The organism is Streptomyces sp. NPDC045021, from assembly GCF_056432645.1.
The window spans coordinates 1-21,913 of record NZ_JBWKIQ010000009.1; the positions used below are offsets into that span (position 1 = coordinate 1).

Annotated in this window: 24 protein-coding genes; 10 read left to right on the top strand and 14 right to left on the bottom strand. The window is 70.7% G+C overall.

Features of this window, described 5'->3' with window-relative positions; genetic code table 11:
- Nucleotides 1-225, top strand: a 225-nt coding sequence (locus tag AC07DC_RS25430) for a hypothetical protein (protein WP_478916793.1), incomplete at its 5' end; no start/stop codon positions are given.
- Between the two features lie 203 nt (nt 226-428).
- On the opposite strand, the gene tyrS is transcribed toward AC07DC_RS25430, so the two are convergent.
- Together tyrS and AC07DC_RS25440 are read right to left on the bottom strand one after the other, a co-directional pair.
- Nucleotides 429-1,688, bottom strand: a complete 1,260-nt coding sequence (gene tyrS, locus AC07DC_RS25435; RefSeq protein WP_478916794.1) for a tyrosine--tRNA ligase — start codon at nt 1,686-1,688, stop codon at nt 429-431.
- Between the two features lie 113 nt (nt 1,689-1,801).
- Nucleotides 1,802-2,464 (bottom strand): DNA-3-methyladenine glycosylase, encoded by a 663-nt coding sequence (locus tag AC07DC_RS25440; RefSeq protein WP_478916795.1) that lies wholly within the window; start codon nt 2,462-2,464, stop codon nt 1,802-1,804.
- A gap of 102 nt (nt 2,465-2,566) precedes the next feature.
- Here AC07DC_RS25440 and AC07DC_RS25445 point away from each other — a divergent pair, with 102 nt between their 5' ends.
- The 3 genes from AC07DC_RS25445 (at nt 2,567) to AC07DC_RS25455 (ending at nt 4,906) form a co-directional block, all read left to right on the top strand.
- Entirely contained in the window at nt 2,567-3,349 is a 783-nt protein-coding gene (locus tag AC07DC_RS25445; protein ID WP_478916796.1) for a sporulation protein, read from the top strand.
- Nucleotides 3,350-3,434: 85 nt separating this feature from the next.
- Nucleotides 3,435-3,974, top strand: a complete 540-nt coding sequence (locus AC07DC_RS25450; protein ID WP_478916797.1) for a YbhB/YbcL family Raf kinase inhibitor-like protein — start codon at nt 3,435-3,437, stop codon at nt 3,972-3,974.
- A gap of 428 nt (nt 3,975-4,402) precedes the next feature.
- Complete coding sequence (locus tag AC07DC_RS25455) at nt 4,403-4,906, top strand: HNH endonuclease (protein WP_478916798.1); 504 nt, start codon at nt 4,403-4,405, stop codon at nt 4,904-4,906.
- A gap of 75 nt (nt 4,907-4,981) precedes the next feature.
- On the opposite strand, the gene AC07DC_RS25460 is transcribed toward AC07DC_RS25455, so the two are convergent.
- From AC07DC_RS25460 to AC07DC_RS25475, 4 genes are all read right to left on the bottom strand, one after another.
- On the bottom strand, nt 4,982-5,749 hold the full coding sequence (locus AC07DC_RS25460) for a sulfite exporter TauE/SafE family protein (RefSeq protein ID WP_478916799.1): 768 nt from the start codon (nt 5,747-5,749) through the stop codon (nt 4,982-4,984).
- Nucleotides 5,750-5,798: 49 nt separating this feature from the next.
- Nucleotides 5,799-6,803: an SPFH domain-containing protein gene (locus tag AC07DC_RS25465; RefSeq protein WP_478916800.1), complete on the bottom strand. Its 1,005-nt coding sequence runs from the start codon at nt 6,801-6,803 to the stop codon at nt 5,799-5,801.
- A gap of 125 nt (nt 6,804-6,928) precedes the next feature.
- On the bottom strand, nt 6,929-7,351 hold the full coding sequence (locus tag AC07DC_RS25470) for an NfeD family protein (RefSeq protein WP_478916801.1): 423 nt from the start codon (nt 7,349-7,351) through the stop codon (nt 6,929-6,931).
- Nucleotides 7,352-7,484: 133 nt separating this feature from the next.
- Entirely contained in the window at nt 7,485-8,294 is an 810-nt protein-coding gene (locus AC07DC_RS25475) for an ABC transporter ATP-binding protein (RefSeq protein ID WP_164298432.1), read from the bottom strand.
- A gap of 81 nt (nt 8,295-8,375) precedes the next feature.
- Here AC07DC_RS25475 and AC07DC_RS25480 point away from each other — a divergent pair, with 81 nt between their 5' ends.
- The gene (locus AC07DC_RS25480) at nt 8,376-9,161 is read left to right on the top strand and encodes a hypothetical protein (RefSeq protein ID WP_478916802.1); all 786 of its coding nucleotides are present in this window, start codon (nt 8,376-8,378) and stop codon (nt 9,159-9,161) included.
- A 78-nt stretch (nt 9,162-9,239) separates the two neighbouring features.
- Here AC07DC_RS25480 and AC07DC_RS25485 read toward each other — a convergent pair whose 3' ends face one another.
- The 4 genes from AC07DC_RS25485 to AC07DC_RS25500 all read right to left on the bottom strand — a co-directional run bounded on the left by AC07DC_RS25485 (nt 9,240) and on the right by AC07DC_RS25500 (nt 11,895).
- Nucleotides 9,240-9,482: a chaplin gene (locus AC07DC_RS25485; RefSeq protein ID WP_478916803.1), complete on the bottom strand. Its 243-nt coding sequence runs from the start codon at nt 9,480-9,482 to the stop codon at nt 9,240-9,242.
- 213 nt (nt 9,483-9,695) lie between these two features.
- Complete coding sequence (locus AC07DC_RS25490; RefSeq protein ID WP_478916804.1) at nt 9,696-9,941, bottom strand: chaplin; 246 nt, start codon at nt 9,939-9,941, stop codon at nt 9,696-9,698.
- 150 nt (nt 9,942-10,091) lie between these two features.
- Complete coding sequence (locus AC07DC_RS25495) at nt 10,092-10,748, bottom strand: response regulator (protein WP_478916805.1); 657 nt, start codon at nt 10,746-10,748, stop codon at nt 10,092-10,094.
- Complete coding sequence (locus tag AC07DC_RS25500) at nt 10,741-11,895, bottom strand: GAF domain-containing sensor histidine kinase (protein WP_478916806.1); 1,155 nt, start codon at nt 11,893-11,895, stop codon at nt 10,741-10,743. The genes AC07DC_RS25495 and AC07DC_RS25500 overlap by 8 nt, the downstream gene beginning before the upstream one ends.
- 167 nt (nt 11,896-12,062) lie before the next feature.
- Here AC07DC_RS25500 and AC07DC_RS25505 point away from each other — a divergent pair, with 167 nt between their 5' ends.
- The 3 genes from AC07DC_RS25505 to AC07DC_RS25515 all read left to right on the top strand — a co-directional run bounded on the left by AC07DC_RS25505 (nt 12,063) and on the right by AC07DC_RS25515 (nt 14,867).
- Nucleotides 12,063-12,761, top strand: coding sequence for an SDR family NAD(P)-dependent oxidoreductase (locus AC07DC_RS25505; protein WP_478916807.1), 699 nt, complete (start codon nt 12,063-12,065; stop codon nt 12,759-12,761).
- Nucleotides 12,758-13,828 carry an S-adenosylmethionine:tRNA ribosyltransferase-isomerase gene (locus AC07DC_RS25510; RefSeq protein ID WP_478916808.1) on the top strand — a complete coding sequence of 357 codons (1,071 nt, stop codon included), beginning with the start codon at nt 12,758-12,760 and terminating at the stop codon, nt 13,826-13,828. The genes AC07DC_RS25505 and AC07DC_RS25510 overlap by 4 nt, the downstream gene beginning before the upstream one ends.
- A 280-nt stretch (nt 13,829-14,108) precedes the next feature.
- Entirely contained in the window at nt 14,109-14,867 is a 759-nt protein-coding gene (locus AC07DC_RS25515) for a transglycosylase SLT domain-containing protein (protein ID WP_478916809.1), read from the top strand.
- Between the two features lie 75 nt (nt 14,868-14,942).
- On the opposite strand, the gene AC07DC_RS25520 is transcribed toward AC07DC_RS25515, so the two are convergent.
- Nucleotides 14,943-17,456 (bottom strand): FHA domain-containing protein, encoded by a 2,514-nt coding sequence (locus AC07DC_RS25520; protein ID WP_478916810.1) that lies wholly within the window; start codon nt 17,454-17,456, stop codon nt 14,943-14,945.
- Nucleotides 17,457-17,655: 199 nt separating this feature from the next.
- Here AC07DC_RS25520 and AC07DC_RS25525 point away from each other — a divergent pair, with 199 nt between their 5' ends.
- Both AC07DC_RS25525 and serB read left to right on the top strand, forming a co-directional pair.
- Nucleotides 17,656-19,299, top strand: a complete 1,644-nt coding sequence (locus AC07DC_RS25525) for a streptophobe family protein (protein ID WP_478916811.1) — start codon at nt 17,656-17,658, stop codon at nt 19,297-19,299.
- Between the two features lie 177 nt (nt 19,300-19,476).
- Nucleotides 19,477-20,730 (top strand): phosphoserine phosphatase SerB, encoded by a 1,254-nt coding sequence (serB, locus tag AC07DC_RS25530; RefSeq protein ID WP_478916812.1) that lies wholly within the window; start codon nt 19,477-19,479, stop codon nt 20,728-20,730.
- 44 nt (nt 20,731-20,774) lie between these two features.
- On the opposite strand, the gene AC07DC_RS25535 is transcribed toward serB, so the two are convergent.
- The 3 genes from AC07DC_RS25535 to AC07DC_RS25545 form a co-directional block, all read right to left on the bottom strand.
- Complete coding sequence (locus tag AC07DC_RS25535; protein WP_478916813.1) at nt 20,775-21,296, bottom strand: SixA phosphatase family protein; 522 nt, start codon at nt 21,294-21,296, stop codon at nt 20,775-20,777.
- A gap of 59 nt (nt 21,297-21,355) precedes the next feature.
- Nucleotides 21,356-21,583 carry a hypothetical protein gene (locus tag AC07DC_RS25540; protein ID WP_478917111.1) on the bottom strand — a complete coding sequence of 76 codons (228 nt, stop codon included), beginning with the start codon at nt 21,581-21,583 and terminating at the stop codon, nt 21,356-21,358.
- A 170-nt stretch (nt 21,584-21,753) separates the two neighbouring features.
- Nucleotides 21,754-21,876 (bottom strand): SGM_5486 family transporter-associated protein, encoded by a 123-nt coding sequence (locus AC07DC_RS25545; protein ID WP_478916814.1) that lies wholly within the window; start codon nt 21,874-21,876, stop codon nt 21,754-21,756.
- Nucleotides 21,877-21,913 lie beyond the last annotated feature (37 nt).

Here is a 21,913-nt window from a genome sequence, read left to right on the forward strand (position 1 = left end):
CCAAACGAAACCCGAATGGGTTCCGCCCGGGGTGTTTTAAGTCTGGCGTTGACTTTTGGCACGCTGTTGAGTTCTCAAGGAACGGACGCTTCCTTCGGTGCCTTTTTATCGGCGCCCTCCGGGCTTCCCTTCGTGTTTCTCAGCTTAGCAGATCCGATTTCCCGTTTCTGCCACCCGCTGAGGCGGGTTTTTGTTTCGCGCCTTGCGGCGTGTCCACTACGTTAGCCGATTTCCTGCCACGCTCATAATCGAGCTATTCGGACTGAATTTCGGCGCACCGAAAAACAACCCTGTCGGGAAGTCGTAGTAGTGGATGGCCACCTCCGCGGGGATCCGGACGAACCGGACGCACCGTTTCCAGCGGCTCGGACTACATTACGTAGGAGCGGCGGCAGAGTCAAGCTCAACCGCCGCTCAAACGCACGGATTCAGCCGACCTCGACGGCGGCCAGGCTCTTCTTGCCGCGGCGGAGCACCAGCCACCGGCCGTGCAGCAGGTCAGACTCGGTCGGCACCGCGTCCTCGCTGGTCACCTTGGCGTTGTTCAGGTAGGCGCCACCCTCCTTGATGGCCCGGCGGGCGGCCGACTTGCTGGCCACCAGCTCCACCGCGGCCAGCAGGTCGACGACCGGTTCCAGGGTCGTGACCTTGGCGTACGGCAGCTCGGAGAGAGCGGCCGCCAGCGTGGCCTCGTCCAGGTCCGTCAGTTCGCCCTGGCCGAAAAGTGCCTTGGACGCGTCCGTGACCGCCGAGCACTGGGCGGCACCGTGGACCAGGGTGGTCAGTTCCTCCGCCAGGGCGCGCTGGGCGGCGCGGGCCTGGGGGCGCTCCTCGGTGAGGCGCTCCAGCTCCTCGATCTCCTCGCGGGACTTGAAGCTGAAGATGCGCAGGAACTTGGCGATGTCACGGTCGTCGGCGTTCAGCCAGAACTGGAAGAACGCGTACGGCGTGGTCATCTCGGGGTCGAGCCAGATCGCGCCGCCCTCGGTCTTCCCGAACTTCGTGCCGTCCGCCTTGGTGATCAGCGGGGTGGCCAGCGCGTGGACGGAGGCGCCCTCGACGCGGTGGATCAGGTCGATGCCGGCCGTCAGGTTGCCCCACTGGTCGCTGCCGCCGGTCTGCATGGTGCAGCCGTACCGCCGGTAGAGCTCCAGGAAGTCCATCCCCTGGAGGATCTGGTAGCTGAACTCGGTGTAGCTGATGCCCTGGTCGGAGTTGAGGCGTCGGGCGACGGCTTCCTTGGCGATCATCTTGTTGACGCGGAAGTGCTTGCCCACGTCGCGCAGGAACTCGATCGCCGACATCCCGGACGTCCAGTCCAGGTTGTTCACCATCGTCGCGGCGTTCGGGCCCTCAAAGGAGAGGAAGGGCTCGATCTGCGCACGGACCCGCTCGACCCAGTCCGCGACGACCTCGGGAGCGTTGAGCGTGCGCTCGGCCGAGGGCTTGGGGTCGCCGATCAGACCGGTGGCCCCGCCGACCAGGCCCAGCGGACGGTTGCCCGCCTGCTGCAGCCGCCGGATGGTGAGGATCTGCACCAGGTTGCCGAGGTGCAGGCTGGGCGCCGTCGGGTCGAAGCCGCAATAGACCGTGACCGGGCCGTCCGCGAACGCCTTGCGCAGTGCGTCCTCGTCAGTGGATACGGCGATCAGCCCGCGCCACTGCAGCTCGTCGACGATGTCCGTCACGGGTCTCTTGTCTCCTTGGGTCAGTCCGATGAGTCGGTTCTCCGCGGTCCGCACGGCGGCGGTCGCAGAGCGTCCATACAGCGTGTCCGAGGGTACGCGTTCGAGGCGACCCGTTATCCACGGCGTCTCGGGGAGTGGGCACGGTACGGACTGACAGTGGGGTCACCGTCGATCCAGAAGCGCCAGGGGTGGACAGCACCCTCGCCGCCGACGCCGGTACGGGGGCCGCTGCGCACCAGTCCGGCGGGGGGCGGGGTGCCGGTGAGGATCCGGAACGGGCTGCCGGACGGTTCCCCCGCGGGGCCGTCATAGGGGTCGCAGATGTCGGATCCGTTGAGCGACCGGTCGACGGAGAGCGCGGTGGCCAGCCGGGCCGGGCCCTGGGCGAGGTCGGCATCCTTGCGGGACGTGGGGCGGTTCGCGCGGGCGAGGTCCGCACCCCGGGTGATCTCGCCGCCGCGCAGCAGGACCCCGCTGGGCGTGCCCTCGGGGCCGCAGACCAGGTTGAGGCAGTGCCACATGCCGTACGTGAAGTACACGTAGGTGTGGCCGGGCGGGCCAAACATCACCGCGTTGCGTTCGGTGCGGCCGCGGTAGGCGTGCGATCCCGGGTCGACGGGGCCGGCGTAGGCCTCCACTTCGGTGAGGCGCAGCTCGATCGGGCCGTCCGGGGTGTCGCGGACGAGGGTCCGGCCGAGGAGGTCCGGTGCGATGTCGAGGACCGGGCGGTCGAAGAAGGGCCGGGCGAGCGGGGCCCGTTCCGCGTCGGCGATCATGCGGTACGAGGGTACTGGAACCGTGCGCCGCGGTTCCGCGTTCGTAGAGTCCGTAGATAACGTAAAGAAACAGTCAACCGGCGGTATGAGGAGTGGGACAGCGTGGGCTTCAAGAAGCTGCTTGCGAGCATGGGTGCCGGTGGGGCGTCCGTCGAGACGGTGCTGACCGACCCGAACGTGGTGCCGGGCGGCATCGTTCGGGGTGAGGTCCGCATCCAGGGCGGATCGGTCGCGCAGCAGATCGAGGGGTTGTCCGTCGGACTGCAGGCCCGGGTCGAGGTCGAGAGCGGCGACAACGAGTACAAGCAGGACATCGAGTTCCACCGGCAGCAGCTGGGCGGGGCGTTCGAGGTGGCGCCTGGAGCCGTGCACACCGTGCCGTTCGGGCTGGAGATCCCGTGGGAGACGCCGGTCACGACGTTTCTCGGCCGTCATCTGTCGGGGATGAACATCGGGGTGACGACCGAGCTGGCGATCGCCCGCGCGGTGGACTCGGGTGACCTCGACCCGGTCAGCGTGCACCCGCTGCCGGCGCAGCAGGCGCTGCTGGACGCGTTCGGTCAGCTGGGCTTCGCGTTCAAGGCGGCGGACCTGGAGAAGGGGCACATCCGGGGGACGCGGCAGCGGCTGCCGTTCTACCAGGAGATCGAGTTCCGGGCGCCGCACCAGTACCGGGGGCTGAACCAGGTGGAGCTGACCTTCATCGCGGACGGCAACGAGATGGACGTGATCCTGGAGATGGACAAGAAGCCGGGGCTGTTCGGCGAGGGCAGTGACTCCTACCGGTCCTTCACGGTCGGTCTGCAGTCGTTCCAGGGCACCGACTGGGCGGCGTACCTCAACCAGTGGCTGGCCGAGGTCGGCGGCAAGCGGAACTGGTTCTAGGGATCTAGGCTCGGTGCGCAGAGATCCCGCGCCGGCCGCGGCCGGCGGCGGTCCGTAGCAGTTCCCGCGATCAGGAGGTGTCGAGGTGACCGAGCAGAAGCGGCGGCCGCTCCCCCACGAGTTCCATCCGCCGGTGCCGTCGTTCACGGTGGTGAGCGATGACGTGGCGCCGGGCGGGGTGTTGAAGGACGAGCAGGTGTACGCGGCCGGGAACACCTCACCGCACCTGCGGTGGGAGGGGTTCCCCGAGGGGACGAAGAGCTTCGCCGTGACGTGCTTCGACCCGGACGCGCCGACCGGCAGCGGTTTCTGGCACTGGTCGCTCGTCGACATCCCCGTGACCGTCACCGAGCTGCCCGCGGGTGCGGGCGGCGGGGAGTTCAAGGGGCTGCCCGAGGGCGCGCTGCATGTCCGGAACGACTACGGGACGCGGGACTTCGGTGGAGCCGCGCCGCCGCCGGGGGACGGCTCGCACCGCTATGTCTTCACCGTGTACGCGGTGGACACCGAGAAGCTCGGACCGGATGCGGACACCTCGCCGGCCGCGATCGGTTTCAATCTGCGCTTCCACACCCTGGGCCGGGCTCAGCTGGTCGGGGAGTACGAGGCACCGGCCGGCAGCTGACGGCCGGGGGCCCGCCCAGGGCGGCGGGCCCCCGTTAATTACGTTGCGCCCCGGCGCCTCGAATCGCACAGTGGTACGTGTCTGGTGGTGGCCCACCATCACCGGGCAGTCGGTACCGCTGTAGCGGGGGCGGCGGGGCGTTGCGTTGTGGTGGTTCTCGCCCGCGCGAATGCCGGCCGTCCGCCGGAACCGGGTGTTTCCCGCCTGGTGTCCACGTCGGCTGCCGTACGCTCCGGACGCTTCCGTTTTCGCACGGGGGGAAGCGTCCGGGGCGTTCGGCGTTTCTCGCTGTCCGCTGCCCGGAGGCGACCTCCGCGCACCGTCAATCCCCTTACCCCGCACGGAAATTGCGTTGTCCGCCGGGGGTCCGCCAGGCACAGTGGATCCACTTCGCCATGGGGCGGGGACGGACCCTTGGGGTGGGCGCAATGCGTGAGACTCTGGTGCTGAACGCGAGTTTCGAGCCGCTGTCGACGGTGTCGCTGCGGCGTGCCGTGGTGCTGGTGATGCAGGAGAAGGCTGTCGTCGAGCAGGCGCATGCCGGGCTTCGCATCCGTGCCGCCGCCGTCGAGGTTCCGGTTCCGCTGGTGATCAGGCTGCGCAGATACGTGCGGGTGCCCTTCCGACAACGGGCCTCGTGGTCGAGGCGGGGGGTGCTGGTGCGTGACCGGCACCGGTGCGCGTACTGCGGTCGCCGGGCGAGCACGGTGGACCACATCGTTCCGCGGTCGCGCGGTGGTGGGGACACCTGGCTGAACACGGTCGCGGCCTGCGCGGAGGACAACGGCCGCAAGGCGGACCGGACTCCGGAGCAGGCGGGGATGCGGCTGCTGGCCCAGCCGTTCGAGCCGACGCCGGCGGACACTCTGCTGCTGGCGCTGGGGATCAGGGACAACGACGCGCTGCCGGGGTGGCTGGCGCTGCCGGCCTGATCCGGGTGGGAAGCGGGCGGCGGCGGGCCCGGGGCGGCGTGAGTGCCGTCCGGGTCCGCCGCCGCCGGTGCCCGGTCATCTGAGGACGAGTTGGACGATCGCCACGATGCCGACGGCGACGATGACACCGCGCAGCGCCGCCGGCGGCAGCCGGCGGCCGATGCGGGCGCCGAAGACACCACCGAGGGTGGCCCCGGCGGCGATGAGGCCGACGGCGGCCCAGTTGAAGTCGGCGACGAAGAGGAAGAACACGGCGGCGATGCCGTTGACGAGCATGCCCAGGACGTTCTTGACGCCGTTGATCCGCTGCAGGTCGTCATGGAGCAGCAGCCCCATCAGCGACAGGTAGAGGACTCCCTGGGCGGCTCCGAAGTAGCCGCCGTACATGCTGGCGAGGAACAGTCCGACCAGTAGCAGCGGGCCGCCGTCGGTGGGGACGTCGGTGCCCTCGCGTTCCCGGCGGGCCTTGATGGCGCGGGCGAGGCGGGGCTGCAGCACGACCAGGACCAGGGCCAGGCCGATCAGTACGGGCACGATCGCGTCGAACGCGTCGGACGGCAGGGTCAGCAGCAGGATCGCGCCGGCCAGGCCGCCGGCCAGCGCGGTGGAGCCGAGCCGCACGACGCGCCGGCGCTGGCCGCGCAGTTCACGGCGGTAGCCGATGGCCCCGCTGAGCGAACCGGGGACCAGGCCGAGGGCGTTGGAGACGTTCGCGGTGATCGGCGGGAGACCGACGGCGAGCAGTACGGGGAAGGTGATGAGGGTGCCGGAGCCGACGATGGTGTTGATGGTGCCGGCACCGATGCCCGCCGCGAAGACGGCGAGTGCCTCCCAGAACGTCACGCTGTACCCCTCGATGACCGGTGTCGGATACACCGATCATGCCCGAGGGTCAGTCCTTGTCGAAGCGCGGGGTCTCGCGGCGCGGGGCGGGCTCTTCGCCGCCGCGCCCGCCGCCGCCACCGCCGTTGCCGTTACCGCCGTTGTTGCCGCCGTTGTTGCCCCCACCACCGCCGTTGCCCGGAGCTCCGGGCAGGTTGACGATGCCGCCGAGGCCCTTCAGCGCGTCATTGAGCTCGCTGGGGATGATCCAGAGCTTGTTGGCGTCACCCGCGGCGATCTTCGGGAGCATCTGGAGGTACTGGTACGCGAGAAGCTTCTGGTCCGGGTCGCCCGCGTGGATGGACTCGAAGACCGTACGGATGGCCTGGGCCTCACCCTCGGCGCGCAGCGCGGCGGCCTTGGCGTCACCTTCGGCGCGCAGGATCGAGGACTGCTTCTCACCTTCGGCGGTGAGGATCTGGGACTGCCGGATGCCCTCCGCGGTGAGGATCGCGGCGCGCTTGTCGCGGTCCGCGCGCATCTGCTTCTCCATCGAGTCCTGGATGGAGGTGGGCGGCTCGATCGCCTTGAGCTCGACGCGGTTGACGCGGATGCCCCACTTGCCGGTGGCCTCGTCCAGGACGCCGCGCAGCGCCGCGTTGATCTCCTCGCGGGAGGTCAGCGTCCGTTCCAGGTCCATGCCACCGATGATGTTGCGGAGCGTGGTGACGGTGAGCTGCTCGATCGCCTGGATGTAGCTGGCGACTTCGTACGTCGCCGCCCGCGCGTCGGTGACCTGGTAATAGATGACGGTGTCGATGTTGACGACCAGGTTGTCCTGGGTGATCACCGGCTGCGGCGGGAACGGCACGACCTGCTCGCGGAGGTCGATGCGGTTGCGGATCGTGTCGATGAACGGAACGACGATGTTCAGGCCGGCGCTCAAGGTGCGCGTATAACGGCCGAACCGTTCGACGATGGCGGCGCTCGCCTGTGGGATGACCTGGACCGTCTTGATGAGCGCGACGAAGACGAGCACCACCAGGATGATCAGGACGATGATGATCGGCTGCATGTCCACTCCCGCGCCGTTTGCGGACGTACTACGACATGATCAATTCTCGCAGACCACTACGGCGGTGCGCTCGGGTTCGGCGAATTCCCGGAGCACGACCGCGGCGGCCGTATCGGTCACTTCGGTCACATGACGACGGCGGTCGCTCCGTCGATCTCCACGACATCCACCTTCTCGCCCGGGTCGAAGGTCCGTTCCTCGTCGAGGGCGCGCGCCGACCAGATCTCACCGGCCAACTTGATCCGTCCGCCGCCGCCGTCGACACGTTCGAGAACGACGGCCTGCTTGCCCCGCAGCGCGTCGATCCCGGTACGCAACTCGGGCCGCTGCGTGCGGTGCCGGTAGGCGATCGGGCGGACGACGGCGAGCAGCGCGACCGAGACGATCACGAAAGCGATGACCTGGACGACGATGCCGCCACCGAGCGCGGCCACGACCGCCCCCGCGACGGCGCCGACCGCGAACATCCCGAATTCGGGCATCGTCGTGATCACGAGCGGTATGCCGAGTCCTACGGCGGCGATCAGCCACCACACCCATGGGTCCACCTCCCCATCGTAGGGGCGCGGGGGTGATCTGTGACAGGCCTTCCCCGCGCCAGGACGGGCGCGGGGAAGCCTGAACAGGCGTGCTGCCGGGAGGTGTTACGAATCGACCGACCCCTGCCGGGGCGCCAGGCGGCTACGAGAGCGGCAGTCCGGCGGCGGTCCAGCGGTCGCCCCGGCGCTCGACGACCAGCGGGAGGCCGAAGCAGCGGGAGAGGTTGCGCGAGGTGAGCTCCAGTTCGACCGGTCCTGCGGCGACGACCTTGCCCTGGCGGATCATGAGGACATGGGTGAAGCCGGGGGCGATCTCCTCGACATGGTGGGTCACCATGATCATGGAGGGTGCGATCGGGTCGCGGGCGAGCCGGCCGAGGCGCCGTACGAGGTCCTCGCGGCCGCCGAGGTCGAGGCCGGCCGCGGGCTCGTCGAGCAGCAGCAGCTCGGGGTCGGTCATCATGGCGCGGGCGATCAGGGTGCGCTTGCGCTCGCCCTCGGAGAGGGTGCCGAACTTGCGGTCCAGGTAGTCGGACATGCCCAGCCGGTCGAGGAAGGCGCGGGCGCGGTCCTCGTCGACCTTCTCGTAACTCTCCCGCCAGTGCGCGGTCATGCCGTAGGCGGCGGTGAGTACGGTCTGCAGGACCGTCTGGCCGCGCGGCATCTTGTCCGCCATGGCCGCGCCGGCCATGCCGATACGGGGACGCAGTTCGAAGACATCGACGCTGCCGAGCTTCTCGCCGAGCACCTGGACGGTGCCGGTGGTCGGGAAGAGGTAGCTGGAGGCGACATTGAGCAGGGTGGTCTTTCCCGCGCCGTTCGGTCCGAGGATCACCCAGCGTTCGCCCTCGGCGACCGACCACGAGACCTGGTCCACCAGAGCCCGTCCGTCGCGGACCACCGATACGTCCACCAGCTCCAGCACATCGCTCATGAGCGCGTTGTCTCCCATTGCAGTCTCGGTTGTCACGGGCAGAGCCCCGAGGGAAAACCTACGCCACGCGTCGGGCGGTCCACTCCTTAGGCTGGGGGGATGCTTGATGAACCTCGATCAGGACGGCTGGCGGCGTGGGGAAATGCCCTACTTGCCGGACTTGCCGCACCAGATGATGTCGCCCAGGAGGTCCTGGGCGAGGACGCGGTCCACCGGATGACCGGACTGCCCGGCGAAAGCGGTCCGGTCGGGCTGACACTCGGCCTCGGCCGGCTGCGCGCGCTCGGTACGACCGGACTGCGGGTCGCACTGCCGGCGCCGGGGCATCCGCTGGGCCTCAGCGGCCCCGCGGAGTTCAACGCGCGGGCACTGGCCGCGGGCGAGGCCGTGATCGCGGTCGGCGGCCCGGCGCTCGGCCTGGTCCCCGACGTGAGCGAGGCCGGGCCGCGCGGCGATGTGCATGTGGAGGTGGAGTGGAAATGCCTGCCGGTACGGCAGGGACCGCCGGCCGATGTGCCCTCGCTCGGCGAGGCCGAGCGGGAGCTGGCCGAGGCGCTGCGGGACACCACCGAGGCGCTGACCCGGCTGGACGTGGCGGGGGCGGGGCCGGCCGCCCAGGCCGCCCTCGATGCCTATCGGGCGCGCGCGGAGCGCGGCCGTGAGCTGCTGGCGCCGGGCTATCCGCCGCGGGCGGTTCGGGTGTTGGCGCTGGCGCAGCGGGTCGGCGCCCTGGTCGCCATCGCCTCCGACGGGCACGGGGGCGCGGTGAGCGCTTCGGAGATCGCGGCGCGGGCGGAGCTGCTGCGCCCGGTGGAGCGCACCGCCCGGCGGGCACAGGTGGCGGCGTACAACGCGTACGTCGAGGAGTCGGAGCGCCGGGCCTGAGGCGCCGGACGGCACAAGGCCCCGCATTGTGCCGGTGTCACCGGCGGGATGCGGGGCCTTCGCGGTGGTTCGGAGCGGTCAGCCGATGTTCGACGACGTGTTGCCGAACGCCGGGTTGAGCAGACCGATCACGTTGACGGAGTTGCCCGTCACGTTGACCGGGACGTGCACCGGCACCTGGAGCAGGTTGCCGGAGAGCACGCCCGGGGAGTCGGTGGCGGAGCCGCAGGCATCGGCGCTCGCGAAAGCGGAACCGGCGGAGACACCCGCGGCGATTCCGGTGACGGCGATGACCAGGGCGGCCTTCTTGGCAGTGTTCATGGGAAGCGTTCCTCCTGTTGCGGTACGGCCCAGCCGCGGGCCGCACGTGAAGAACGCGCGGCACGGCCGGATGTCACGGGCCGCGGACCGGTTACGTTCCAATGGATCACGGGATCGATGGATCAACGGATCGAACGCACGGGGGTTCGACCCAACGCACCGGCCCCGGAGGCGGTGCCTCCGGGGCCGGTCGTCGCGGCGGGGCCGCGGGGACTACTGGTTGACGCACTCGTTCCCGAACACCGGGTTCAGGAGACCGATCACGTTCACGGTGTTGCCGCAGACGTTGACCGGGACGTGCACGGGAACCTGGATCAGGTTGCCGGAGAGAACGCCGGGCGAGTGCTCGGCCACGCCGTGGGCGTCGGCACCGCTGTGGGCGGAGGCGACACCGGCTCCGGCCATGGCGAGCCCGCCCGCGACGAAGGTGACAGCCGCGGCGGTCTTCAGGATCTTCACTTGGAACTTCCTCCTTGCAGGGTGCACCGCGACCAGCCGCCGCGGTACTCCCTACAGAACGGGCCACGGGCGATCAGGATGCGCCACCGGCTCCACATCCACCCGTCGGAATGAATCCCGGACCGGAAGACACCGGTCCGGTACGGCCCGTCAGCCCTCCGGAGCTGCCCCGATGCCGTGCCGGACCGCCCAGAGGGCGGCCTGGGTGCGGTCCGAGACATCGAGCTTCATCAGGATGTTCGATACATGGGTCTTCACGGTCTTCTCCGAGAGCACCAGCGCGCGGGCGATCTCCCGGTTGGAACGCCCGTCGGCGATCAGTGTCAGTACCTCGCGCTCCCGCTCGGTGAGGGCGTTGCCCCGGCCCTGGCCGCCGCCGGGGAACTCCTGGGAGAGCAGGGCGTCGGCCACCTCGGGCTGGAGCAGCACATGGCCGGCGTGGACGGAGCGGATCGCGCCGGCCAGCGCCTCGGGGTCCACGTCCTTGTACACGTAGCCGGCCGCGCCGGCCCGCAGGGCGGGCACGATGGTGCGCTGCTCGGTGAAGCTGGTGACGATGAGCACCCGGGCCGGGTTGCCGAGCTCGCGCAGCTTGCGCAGGGCGGAGATGCCGTCGGAGCCGGGCATCTTGATGTCCATCAGGATCACGTCGGGACGCAGTTCCTCAGCGCGGGCCACGCCCTCGTCGCCGTCCCCCGCCTCCCCGACGACGTCGATGTCGCCCTGGACCTCCAGGAAGGTCCGCAGCCCGCGGCGCACCACCTGGTGGTCGTCGACGAGCAGTACGCGGATCCCGTTGTCAGCCACCGGGCACCTCCATCTCGATGACGGTGCCCTTGCCGGGCGCCGATTCCACTGTCAGCCGCCCGCCCACACCGCTCGCCCGGTCCCGCATGGAGACCAGCCCCAGATGGCGTCCGGCACGGCGCACCGCGGACGGTTCGAAGCCGCTGCCGTCGTCGCGGACCCGCAGGACCGCTCCCTTGTCCCGGCCGGTGAGGCAGACGGTCACGCTGCCGGCGTCCGCGTGCCGCAGCGCGTTGTGCAGCGCCTCCTGGGCGACCCGCAGCAGTGCCTCCTCCTGGGCGGCGGGCAGCGCCTTCACGTGGCAGGACGTGAAGGTGATGTGGGCCGCGTGGGCCCGGTCGAGCACCTCGGCCTGGGTCCGCAGCGTCGCGACGAGGCCGTCCTCGTCCAGTCCGGCGGGCCGCAGCTCGACGACGACGGCGCGCAGCTCGTCGGCGGCCTCGGCGGCGAGCGCCGCCACCTGCTTCAGCTCCTCCTTGGCGCGCGCCGGGTCGCGGTCGACCAGGGCGGCCGCGGCCTGTGCGGTGAGGCGCAGCGAGAAGAGCTTCTGGGAGACGGCGTCGTGCAGCTCGTGGGCGATGCGCGCCCGCTCCCCCGCCAGGGTCAGTTCGCGGCTGCGTTCGTAGAGGCGGGCGTTGGTGAGGGCGATCGCGGCGTGCGCGGCCAGAGTCCGCAGCAGCGTTTCGTCCTCCTGGGTGAAGGCGCAGTCGGTGGCGGGCCCGGTCCTGGGGCCCACCTTGTTGGCCAGGAAGATCGCGCCGAGGATCTCGTCGCCGTCGACGACCGGCATCCCGATGAAGTCGGTCATGTCCGGGTGGGCCCGCGGCCAGCCCCCGAAGGAGTCGAACTGCGTGACGTCCGCGAGCCGCTGCGGGGTCGCTTCGTGGAGCATCGCGGCGAGGATGCCGTGCTGGCGGGGCAGTGGGCCGATCGCCCTCCACTGCTCGTCGCTCACCCCGTCGACGACGAACTGGGCGAACCCGCCGTGATCGTCGGGCACGCCGAGCGCGGCGTACTCGGCGTCGAGCAGCTCGCGGGCGGACGCGACGATGGTCTGCAGCACCTCGCGCACCTCCAGGTGCCGGCTCATCGCGAGGACCGCGTCGCTGACCGCTTCGATTCCGCCTCTGGGCGATCGGTGGGACATGCCGTCAACCTACCGGCGCCGCGGCTTCGGCGGATCGGCCCGGGGACCTAGGGCAAAGTGCCCCCCGACGTGCGGCGGACGGCCGAGGCGCGGGACGCGGCGGTGTTCCTACGGTGAAGGCAGCCACCGGGCACGGGGTCCGGCGGCGGCGCTCGGAGGGCGGAACGATGTCGGTAGCGGTCATCACGGGGGCGTCACGGGGACTGGGTCGTGCGACAGCCGGGGCGCTCGCCCGGCGTGGTTGGGACCTGGTGCTCGACGGACGGTCCGAGGCGGCACTGAAGTCCGCGGCGGCGGAGCTGGAGCGGGAGAGCCCGGGGCGGGTGGCGGCGGTGCCGGGCGATGTCACCGACGCCGCGCACCGGACCGCGCTGATCGCCGCGGCCCGCGCGTTCGGTGGCGTCGATCTGCTGGTGAACAACGCGAGCGCGCTGGGCGCCGAGCCGCTGGTGGCGCTGGCGGAGCTCTCGGTGGACGGCCTGCGCGCCGCGCTGGAGACGAACGTGGTGGCGCCGCTGGGGCTCGTACGGGAGGCGCTGCCCCTGCTGCGGGCGTCGGGGGGCGCGGTGCTGAACATCAGCTCCGACGCGGCCGTGGAGGCGTACCCGACCTGGGGCGGTTACGGGGCGAGCAAGGCCGCGCTGGAGCAGCTCTCCGCGGTGCTGGCCGTGGAGGAGCCGGCGCTGCGGGTGTGGTGGGTGGATCCGGGCGAGCTGCGGACCGAGCTGTACACGGCGGCCGTCCCTGACGACGACCCGTCGGACCGGCTGCTGCCGGCGGACGTCGCCCCGGCCTTCCTGCGACTGCTGGACGAGGAGGCGCCGAGCGGGCGCTACTCCGCTCCGGCCCTGCTGGAAGCACGATGACCACCTTGGAGGGGCTGCGGGGGATACAGGTGCCGCCCGAGCTGTCGGCCCGGGTGCCGGCCGAGCCGCGGGACGGCGTACGGCTGCTGGTCGGACGCGCGGCGGCGGGCGGGGTGTCGCACCACGCCTTCCGGGACCTGCCCGGACTGCTGCGGGCGGGTGACGTGCTGGTGGTGAACACCTCGCGGACGCTGCCGGCGGCGGTCGGCGGGCGGCTCGGCCGGGAACCGGTGACCGTGCACTTCTCGACCCGCCAGGACCCGGGGCACGCCAGCTCGGAGGCCGGGGAGGTCTGGGCGGTGGAGGTGCGTACCCCCGACGGGCGCGGCACGACCGTGCCGCGGGCCGGCGGACCGGCCGGTGCGGTGGTGGAGCTGCCGGACGGGGAGCACCTGGTGCTGGAGGGACCGCTGTCGCCGCGCGGGGACCGGCTGTGGCTGGCGCGGCCGTCGATGGCGGACACCGCCGCCTATCTGCACGGGCACGGGCGGCCGATCCGGTACGGCTACACCGAGCGGGACCAGCCGCTCTCGGCGTACCAGACGGTGTTCTCGGTGCCGTCGCCCGACGGTCTCGGCTCGGCGGAGATGCCGAGCGCGGGCCGTCCGTTCACCGCCGGGATCGTGACGTCCCTGGTCAGCAGGGGTGTGCAGATCGCGCCGATCGTCCTGCACACCGGGGTCGCCTCGGCGGAGACGCATGAGCCGCCGTACCCGGAGTGGTTCGAGGTGTCGCCGAGCACCGCATGGCAGGTGAACGCTGCCCGCAGCGGCGGGGGCCGGGTCGTCGCGGTCGGTACGACGGCCGTACGGGCCCTGGAGTCGGCGGCGGACGGCCGGGGCACGGTCCGCGCCGCACGGGGCTGGACCGATCTGGTGTTGACCCCGGAACGTGGGGTACACGCCGTGGACGGGCTGCTGACCGGACTGCACGAGCCGGAGGCCTCCCATCTGCTGATGCTGGAGGCGGTGGCGGGCGCTCCGCTGCTGGCCCGCGTGTACGCGGAAGCCGTTCGCGGCGGCTATCTGTGGCACGAGTTCGGCGACGTGAATCTGCTGCTCCCGTAGCCGCGTCCGAAAGCCCCGAAAAAGCAGTCACTGCGCGCACCCCCGTCATGACGATCCGTCATGGCGGGGGTGGTGTCGTGTGACCTGCCCGATAGGACGTACGTCACTTACGAAGCCGGGTAGTGGACCCGGAGGGTGCCCACGGCGCGTAAGGGGCCCGTAAACGCGCCCTGCCGTTCAACCCACAACTACGACTTTCGTTAGTAATGGACCTCTTTGCCCTGCGGTTTTTACCCAGCTATCAATGCCGGAGTCCGCAATTGGAAGAGGTAACTCCCCCATGCAGCTCCCGAAGCTCCCGAAGCTCGGCCGCCTGAACAAGGTGCACTCGTTCGCCGTGGCAGGCACCGCAACCGCCGCCCTGACGGCTCTGGCCATCACCGCTGGTGTCCAGGGATCCGACGGAACGGCTCTCGCCGCCAGCGAGCCCTCCCACTCCGCTGTGGTCAGCACCGCCGACCCGCAGACCATCGCCGCGCAGGCCGACGCCGCTGCCAAGCACGCTGCAGCCGACGCCGCGGCCAAGAAGAAGGCGGCCGACGCCGCCGCGGCCGCGAAGAAGAAGGCGGCGGACGCCGCCGCCAAGAAGAAGGCGGCCGACGAGGCCGCCCAGCGCAAGAAGGACGAGCAGGCCGCGAACCGCTCCAAGGAGCGCAAGGCCCTCGCCGCCAAGGCGAAGGCCGCGACCAAGGCTCCGGCCCCGGCCGCCGTGTCGTACTCCAACGACCTGGACGGTTGGATCAAGGAGTCGCTGTCGGTCATGGCCGCCCACAACATTCCGGGTACCTACGACGGCATCTACCGCAACATCATGCGTGAGTCGTCGGGCAACCCGCAGGCCATCAACCTGACGGACTCCAACGCCGCGGCCGGCATACCCTCCAAGGGGCTGCTGCAGGTCATCGACCCGACGTTCCAGGCGTACCACGTCTCCGGTACCTCCATGGACATCTACGACCCGGTCGCCAACATCACCGCCGCGTGCAACTACGCGGCTGCGAACTACGGCTCCATCGACAACGTCGACTCGGCCTACTGAGCACCGGTACACAACGCCGAAGGGCGGCCGCACCCCTGGGGGTACGGCCGCCCTTCGGCGTTTCCGGGTCCGGCGCTACTTGCGCATGACCTCCGGCTCGTGGCGGCGCAGCAGTCGCGCGACCACGACACCGCAGATCACGCCGAGCACGACCAGCACGCCCATGTCGATGATCCACTGGGCGGCGGTGTGCTCCCAGAGCTGGTCCGGGTTGCCCGCGTCCCACGGCATGAGGACGTTCAGCTGGGCCGTGGTGCCCAGGGCCGAGACGGCCCACCGGGCCGGCATCAGCCAGGCGAACTGCTCCACGCCGATCGAGTCGTAGAGCTGGAAGAGCACCCCGGTGAAGACGACCTGGACGATCGCGAACATCACCAGCAGCGGCATGGTCTTCTCGGCGGTCTTCACCAGGGCCGAGATGATCAGGCCGAACATCATCGAGGTGAAGCCGAGCGCGATGACGGCCAGCGTCATCTCGATCGCCGGTGAGCTCTTGAAGATCACGCCCTCGGTGGGCATCGCCCGCGGGGCGAAACCGATGCCGCAGATGATGACGCCCTGCAGCGCCGTGATCAGACCCAGCACGATGACCTTGGACATCAGGTACGCGGAGCGGGACAGGCCGGTGGCCCGTTCCCGTTCGTAGATCACCCGTTCCTTGATCAGTTCTCGTACCGAGTTGGCGGCGCCCGAGAAGCAGGCGCCCACCGCGAGGATCAGCAGGATCGTGCCCGCGTCCTTGTTGATCAGGTGGGCCTTCAGCGGGCCCGGTCCCAGTCCGCTGTCGGCCGGGATGACGACGCTGACCACGCCCAGTACCGCGGGCAGGATGAACATCAGCCCGATGAAGCCACGGTCGGAAGCGATCACCGACAGATAGCGGCGCACCAGGGTCCACAGCTGTGAACCCCAGCTCTGCGGCTTGGGCGGCCGGGTGGCCATCTGCGGGACGACCGCGACGGCCTGCGGAGCGGCATCCAGGTCGGCCGCGTACATCTGGTAGTGCTGCGAGCCGTGCCAACGGCCCGACCAGTCGTAGTCGCGGTAGTTCTCGAACGCCGAGAAGACGTCGGCCCAGGTCTCGTAGCCGAAGAAGTTGAGCGCTTCCTCCGGCGGACCGAAGTAGGCGACCGAGCCGCCCGGCGCCATCACCAGCAGCTTGTCGCAGAGCGCCAGCTCGGCCACCGAGTGGGTGACCACCAGGACGGTGCGGCCGTCGTCGGCCAGACCGCGCAGCAGCTTCATGACGTCGCGGTCCATACCCGGGTCGAGGCCGGAGGTCGGCTCGTCCAGGAAGATCAGCGACGGCTTGGTGAGCAGCTCCAGCGCGACGGAGACACGCTTGCGCTGGCCGCCCGACAGGGAGGTGATGCGCTTGTCCGCGTGGATGTCGAGCTTGAGCTCCTGCAGGACCTCCTGGATCCGGTGGTTGCGCTCGTCGGTCGCGGTGTCACCGGGGAAGCGGAGCTTGGCCGCGTACCGCAGTGCTTTGCGGACGGTCAGCTCCTTGTGCAGGATGTCGTCCTGCGGGACCAGACCGATGCGCTGGCGCAGTTCGGCGAACTGCTTGTACAGGTTTCGGTTGTCGTACAGCACCTCGCCCTGGTCGGCCGGGCGGTAGCCGGTCAGCGCACGCAACAGCGTGGACTTGCCGGAACCGGACGGGCCGATCACGCCGATCAGCGACTTCTCCGGGACACCGAAGGAGACGTCCTTGAGGATCGTCTTCGTGGTGTTGCCCTGCGGGACCGTGACGGTCAGCCGCCGGGCCGAGAAGGAGACCTCACCGGTGTCGACGAACTCCTCGAGCCGGTTTCCGGCCAGCCGGAAGGTCGAGTGGCCGACGCCGACGATGTCGTTGGGGCCCAGCAGATGGCGCTGGATCGGCTGACCGTTGACGTAGGTGCCGTTGTGGCTGCCCAGGTCGACGATCTCGTAGCGGCCGTCCGGGTGCGCCTTGAACTCGGCGTGGAACCGGGAGACCTGGAGGTCGGAGACGACCAGGTCGTTCTCCAGCGCACGGCCGATCTTCGTGACCTGGTTGATCGCGAAGTGGTGCATCGTGGTCGGGCTGCGGTGCTGCTGCCCGCCCTGCGGTTGCTGCGGCCAGCCGCCCTGCTGCTGCGGAACGTGCGGAACCTGCGCCGGCGGCTGCTGGTTCCAGCCGGCCTGCGGCTGCTGCGGCTGGACGGGCGGCCGGTGCGGCTGCTGGACCGGCGGTGCCTGCCGCGCGGCAGGTGCCTGGTGCGGCTGGGCCAGCGATGTCTCCGCACTGTAGAGATCCGCGCTGACCTGCTGGCCGCCGCTGAAGTTGAGGCGGGGGCCGTCGGTTGCGTTGCCGAGGTTCACGGCGGAGCCCGGTCCGACCTCCATCTGGTGGATCCGCTGGCCCTGAACGTAGGTGCCGTTGGTGCTGCCGAGATCCTCGACGACCCAACTGCGTTCGCCCCAGCGGATGGTGGCATGCCGCCAGGAGACTCTGGCGTCGTCGAACACCACGTCTCCCTGCGGATCGCGACCGAGGCTGTACGACCTGGATGGGTCGAGCGTCCAGGTTTGACCGTTCAATTCGAGTACGAGTTCAGGCACCCCAAGCCCCAAAAGTTGTCCCCCGGTATTTCCCCATGCGGGGAGTCTAGGGATTGCGAACATCGGGAGGAACTATTTCAGGCCCGGCAGTCGAACCGGAACCCGCCCTCCGACAAGTGCGCCCGCCGGTAGCGTTGACTGCGCCCAAATGCCACCGGAGAGTAGTAACCGCCCAAGGACACAACCTCGGGGGGCCGGGATGACCGCTAGGACCACGCCCTGGGTGAGCGTACTGCTCTCCGCCATCGCTTCCGTGAGTTGGGCGTTTCTGGCCATGACGGGCACGGCCGCGCTCGGGTTGCATCTGCTCGGGGCGGACACCGCCGGTTCGCTCGGAACGATGACGGCCGCGGTGGTCGCGATGGGCGTGGGCGGGCGGGTCGTCCCGTCGGGTGACGTCGCCGTGTTCGGGATGGACAGCGCCGGCACCCAGGGCGCCATCGGCGTCATGCCGCTGGGCGTGAGCCTGGTGGGCGCGCTGCTGCTGGTGTGGGTCTTCCTGCGGTCGTTACGGAAGGCCGGAACGGTCGTCTCGGCCGGCGAACTGGCCGCCCGGGTGTTCGCGGTCGCGGCGCTCTTCACCGCCCTGCTCGGCGGACTGGCCTGGGCCGGCCAGGACACCATCGCCATCGACGGCGCCTCGCTCGGCGCTCCCCAGGCCGGCGGCCTGCTGGACAAGTTGCCGGGTATCGGGGACATCGGGGGCGGCGGACTCTCCGACGGTCTGCAGGGTCTGATCAAGGCCAAGACATCGGTGGGCTTCCATGTCGACACCGTGCCCACGCTGCTGCGCGGCCTGGTGTGGGTGCTGGTGGTGCTGCTGATCGCGCTGCTCGCCTCGCGCCGTACGCCGCTGCCGCCGGGGTGGCAGGCCGTGCACCGGGTGGTGCGGCCCGCCGCATCCGCGCTGTGCGGGGTGCTGGTGCTCGCGGTCGTGGCGGGCCTCGCCGCCGCAGGCTACGCGGCAGTCACCGGCGACGAGCCGGGCCGGATCATGGGCGCCGCGCTCCTCGGCGCGCCCAACGGGGTCTGGCTCGCTGTGCCGCTGGGCCTGTTCGTCCAGTGGAAGGGCACCGCCACCGGGGAGCTCGCCAAGCTGCTGCCCGATCCCATCGACCGGCTGCTGAGCGGCGGGGTCAACGAGCCCATCACGCCGGGCCGCCTCGCCGAGCTGGACAACCGGGTCTGGCTGCTGCCGGTCGCGGTGGCACTGATGATGCTGACCGCCGGGGCGCTCACCGCGACCCGCACCCCGGTCGGTACCGGACCGCGCGCCGGATACGTGGGGCGCTGCGCGCTGCGCCTGGGGGTCGTGACGGCCGCCGCGTTCCCGCTGCTGGTGTGGCTCACCGGGGTCTCGGTGAACGCGAACCTGTCGGTCTTCGGCTTCGACGCCGTGGGGGCCGGGATCGAACTGCACGGCAGCGTCCCGCTGGCGCTGCTGCTGGGCGCCGCCTGGGGTGCGGGGGCGGGTGGCGCGGGCGCGCTGCTGGCCCTGGCGACCGGCGCCGCGGGGCGGCAGGCGGCGCCGCTGGCGCTCGGCCGGGCGCCGGGAAGCACGGCGGGCGACTCCGCGCGTACGTACCCGGCCATCGCGTACGAGCCGGGGCCGTACGTTCCCAGCCCGGCATACCGCCCGGAGGAGGACGGGCCGAACCCGTACAAGCAGCCGGCCGCGCCGGCCGGGGGCGCCGGCAACGACTCGCCGCACGTGGCCCAGACGGTGGCCGGCACGCCGCTGCCCCCGCCACCGCCGCGCCGGTCCCAGGGCGGCTCCGACAAGTGGCCCGACCCGCCGCGCGAACCACCGCCTCCGCCGGGTGCGCCCCGGGGGCGCGGCTAGTACAGGGCCCGGAACGCCGTCAGGATTTCCGGCCGCCTTCGGGCCGCCTTCCTGTCACCTCCCCGTCGCCTTCCGGCCCCCTTCAGGCCGTTTCCGTCGCTCGCTGGTCAGGATGGGTGTCCGCCACGCGGGACGGCTCGTCGCGTCCTCGAGGCCTCCGGATACGGTGGTGTCACCATGAACGACGCCACGCAGCCCCTCCCTGTCGCCGCCGTTCCCTCCGAGGACGCGCCCACCCTCCTCGTCAAGATCTTCGGCAAGGACCGCCCAGGCATCACCGCCGGACTCTTCGACACCCTCGCCGCGTTCGGCGTGGACGTCGTGGACATCGAACAGGTCGTCACCCGGGGCCGGATGGTGCTGTGCGCGCTGGTCACCGCGCCGGCCGCGCCCGGCGCCGAGGGCGAGCTGCGCGCCACCGTGCACAGCTGGTCCGAGTCGATCAAGATGCAGGCCGAGATCATCTCCGGCATCGGCGACAACCGGCCGCGTGGTGAGGGACGTTCCCATGTGACCGTCCTGGGCCACCCGCTGACCGCCGAGTCGACCGCCGCCATAGCGGCTTGCATCACCGCCACCGGCGGCAACATCGACCGGATCTTCCGGCTCGCGAAGTACCCGGTGACGGCCGTCGAGTTCGCCGTCTCGGGCGCCGATCCGCTGGCGCTGCGCTCCGCGCTGGCGACGGAGGCCGCCGCGCGCGGGGTGGATGTGGCGGTGGTCCCGGCCGGGCTGCAGCGCCGCGCCCAGCGGCTGGTGGTCATGGACGTGGACTCCACCGTCATCCAGGACGAGGTGATCGAGCTCTTCGCCGCGCACGCCGGGTGCGAGGCGGAGGTCGCCGAGGTCACCGCCGCGGCGATGCGCGGCGAGCTGGACTTCGAGCAGTCGCTGCACGCCCGGGTGGCGCTGCTGGCGGGGCTGGACGCGTCGGTGGTGGACAAGGTCCGCGCCGAGGTCCGGCTCACCAAGGGCGCCCGTACCCTGATCCGCACGCTCAAGCGGCTCGGCTACCAGGTGGGGATCGTCTCGGGCGGTTTCACCCAGGTCACCGACGATCTCAAGGAGCGGCTGGGGCTGGACTTCGCGGCCGCCAACACCCTGGAGGTCGTGGACGGGAAATTCACCGGCCGGGTGACAGGACCGATCGTGGACCGGGCCGGCAAGGCGCGGCTGCTGCGGAGCTTCGCCGAGCAGGCCGGGGTGCCGCTGAGCCAGACCGTCGCGATCGGTGACGGGGCCAACGACCTCGACATGCTGAACGCGGCCGGGCTGGGTGTCGCCTTCAACGCCAAGCCGGTCGTCCGGCAGGCCGCCGACACCGCGGTCAACGTGCCGTTCCTGGACACCGTCCTGTACCTGCTGGGCATCACGCGGGAAGAGGTCGAGGCGGCCGACGAGCTGGACGGCGCCCCGACCGAATCCCGCTAGATCTCGCGGGCTCAGGCCGCCTCAAGGGCCAGGTCGTCGTGGGCTCAGGCCTCGTGCGGCACCCAGTAGTCGGCGAGCCTGCCCACGCCGTGCTCGACGGACTTCCAGGAGCCGGAGAGCGTGATGACGGCGAAGGCCGCGGTCGGGAAGCCGCCGCGGTTCATCCGGGCGAGGGCTTCGGCCTCGGCGGTGCCCGCGAGGGCGTCGGCGAGGGCGTGCATGCCGGGGTTGTGGCCGATGACCAGCAGGGTGCCGATGTCTTCGGGGGTCTCGTTGAGCAGGGCCAGCAGCTCGCCCAGGCTCGCTTCGTACAGCCGCTCCTCGTAGACGGTCTTGGGGCGCTGCGGCATCTCGTGCGCGGCGAGCTTCCAGGTCTCACGGGTGCGGGCGGCGGTGGAGCACAGGACCAGGTCGGGGGCGAGCCCCGCGTCCGCAAGCCGGCGGCCCGCCACGGAGGCGTCCGTACGGCCGCGCTCGGCCAGTGGCCGCTCGTGGTCGGCGACCGACGGCCAGTCGGCCTTGGCGTGACGGAGTAGGACGATCGTGCGGGGCGAGTCGACGCTCATGCCCCTCAGCTTTCCAGAAAATCCGCGATCAGGCGCGGGGTAGCCGTAAGCACCGCTCGTCACAGGAGGTGCTGTGCGATACCGGGGAGCGCGTCCGCGATTCGTGCGATGAGATGGCCGGCGGGCTCGGCCGCGGAGGTGTCGCTCTGGCCGGGTCCCGCGATCAGCATGAGCAGCGCGGCGAAGGCGAGCGCGGGCAGGGCGACGGCCCACCACGGAAGGCGCGTCTGGACCCCGCCAACCCCTTGGCCGACCGTGTGTCGCGAGGACCGGTTGGGTGCCTGGATGGACTGGGTGGACACGGTGACCGCCTCCGTGAAGTGCCGGGATGTTCTGACACTTCGAAAGTACGGATCGGCGCTCCAAGATCCCATCGGGCGGGCCACCCACTTGACCCTGACCTGGCCCCCCTAGGGATGGTGGGGTTGTCCCCACCATCGGCCTCAGGGGCGGCGGTTCAGCCGAACCTGGCCGCGACGGTCGCGATGATCGCGACGAAGGCCGGAACAGCCAGCATCAGACCGATGATGATCATCAGCCGCTTCTGGCTCTGCGGGGGGTTGGGCTCAAGTACGGGCATGGCTTCAGTCTCGCACCGGCGCCGTGGAGGGCAGCGG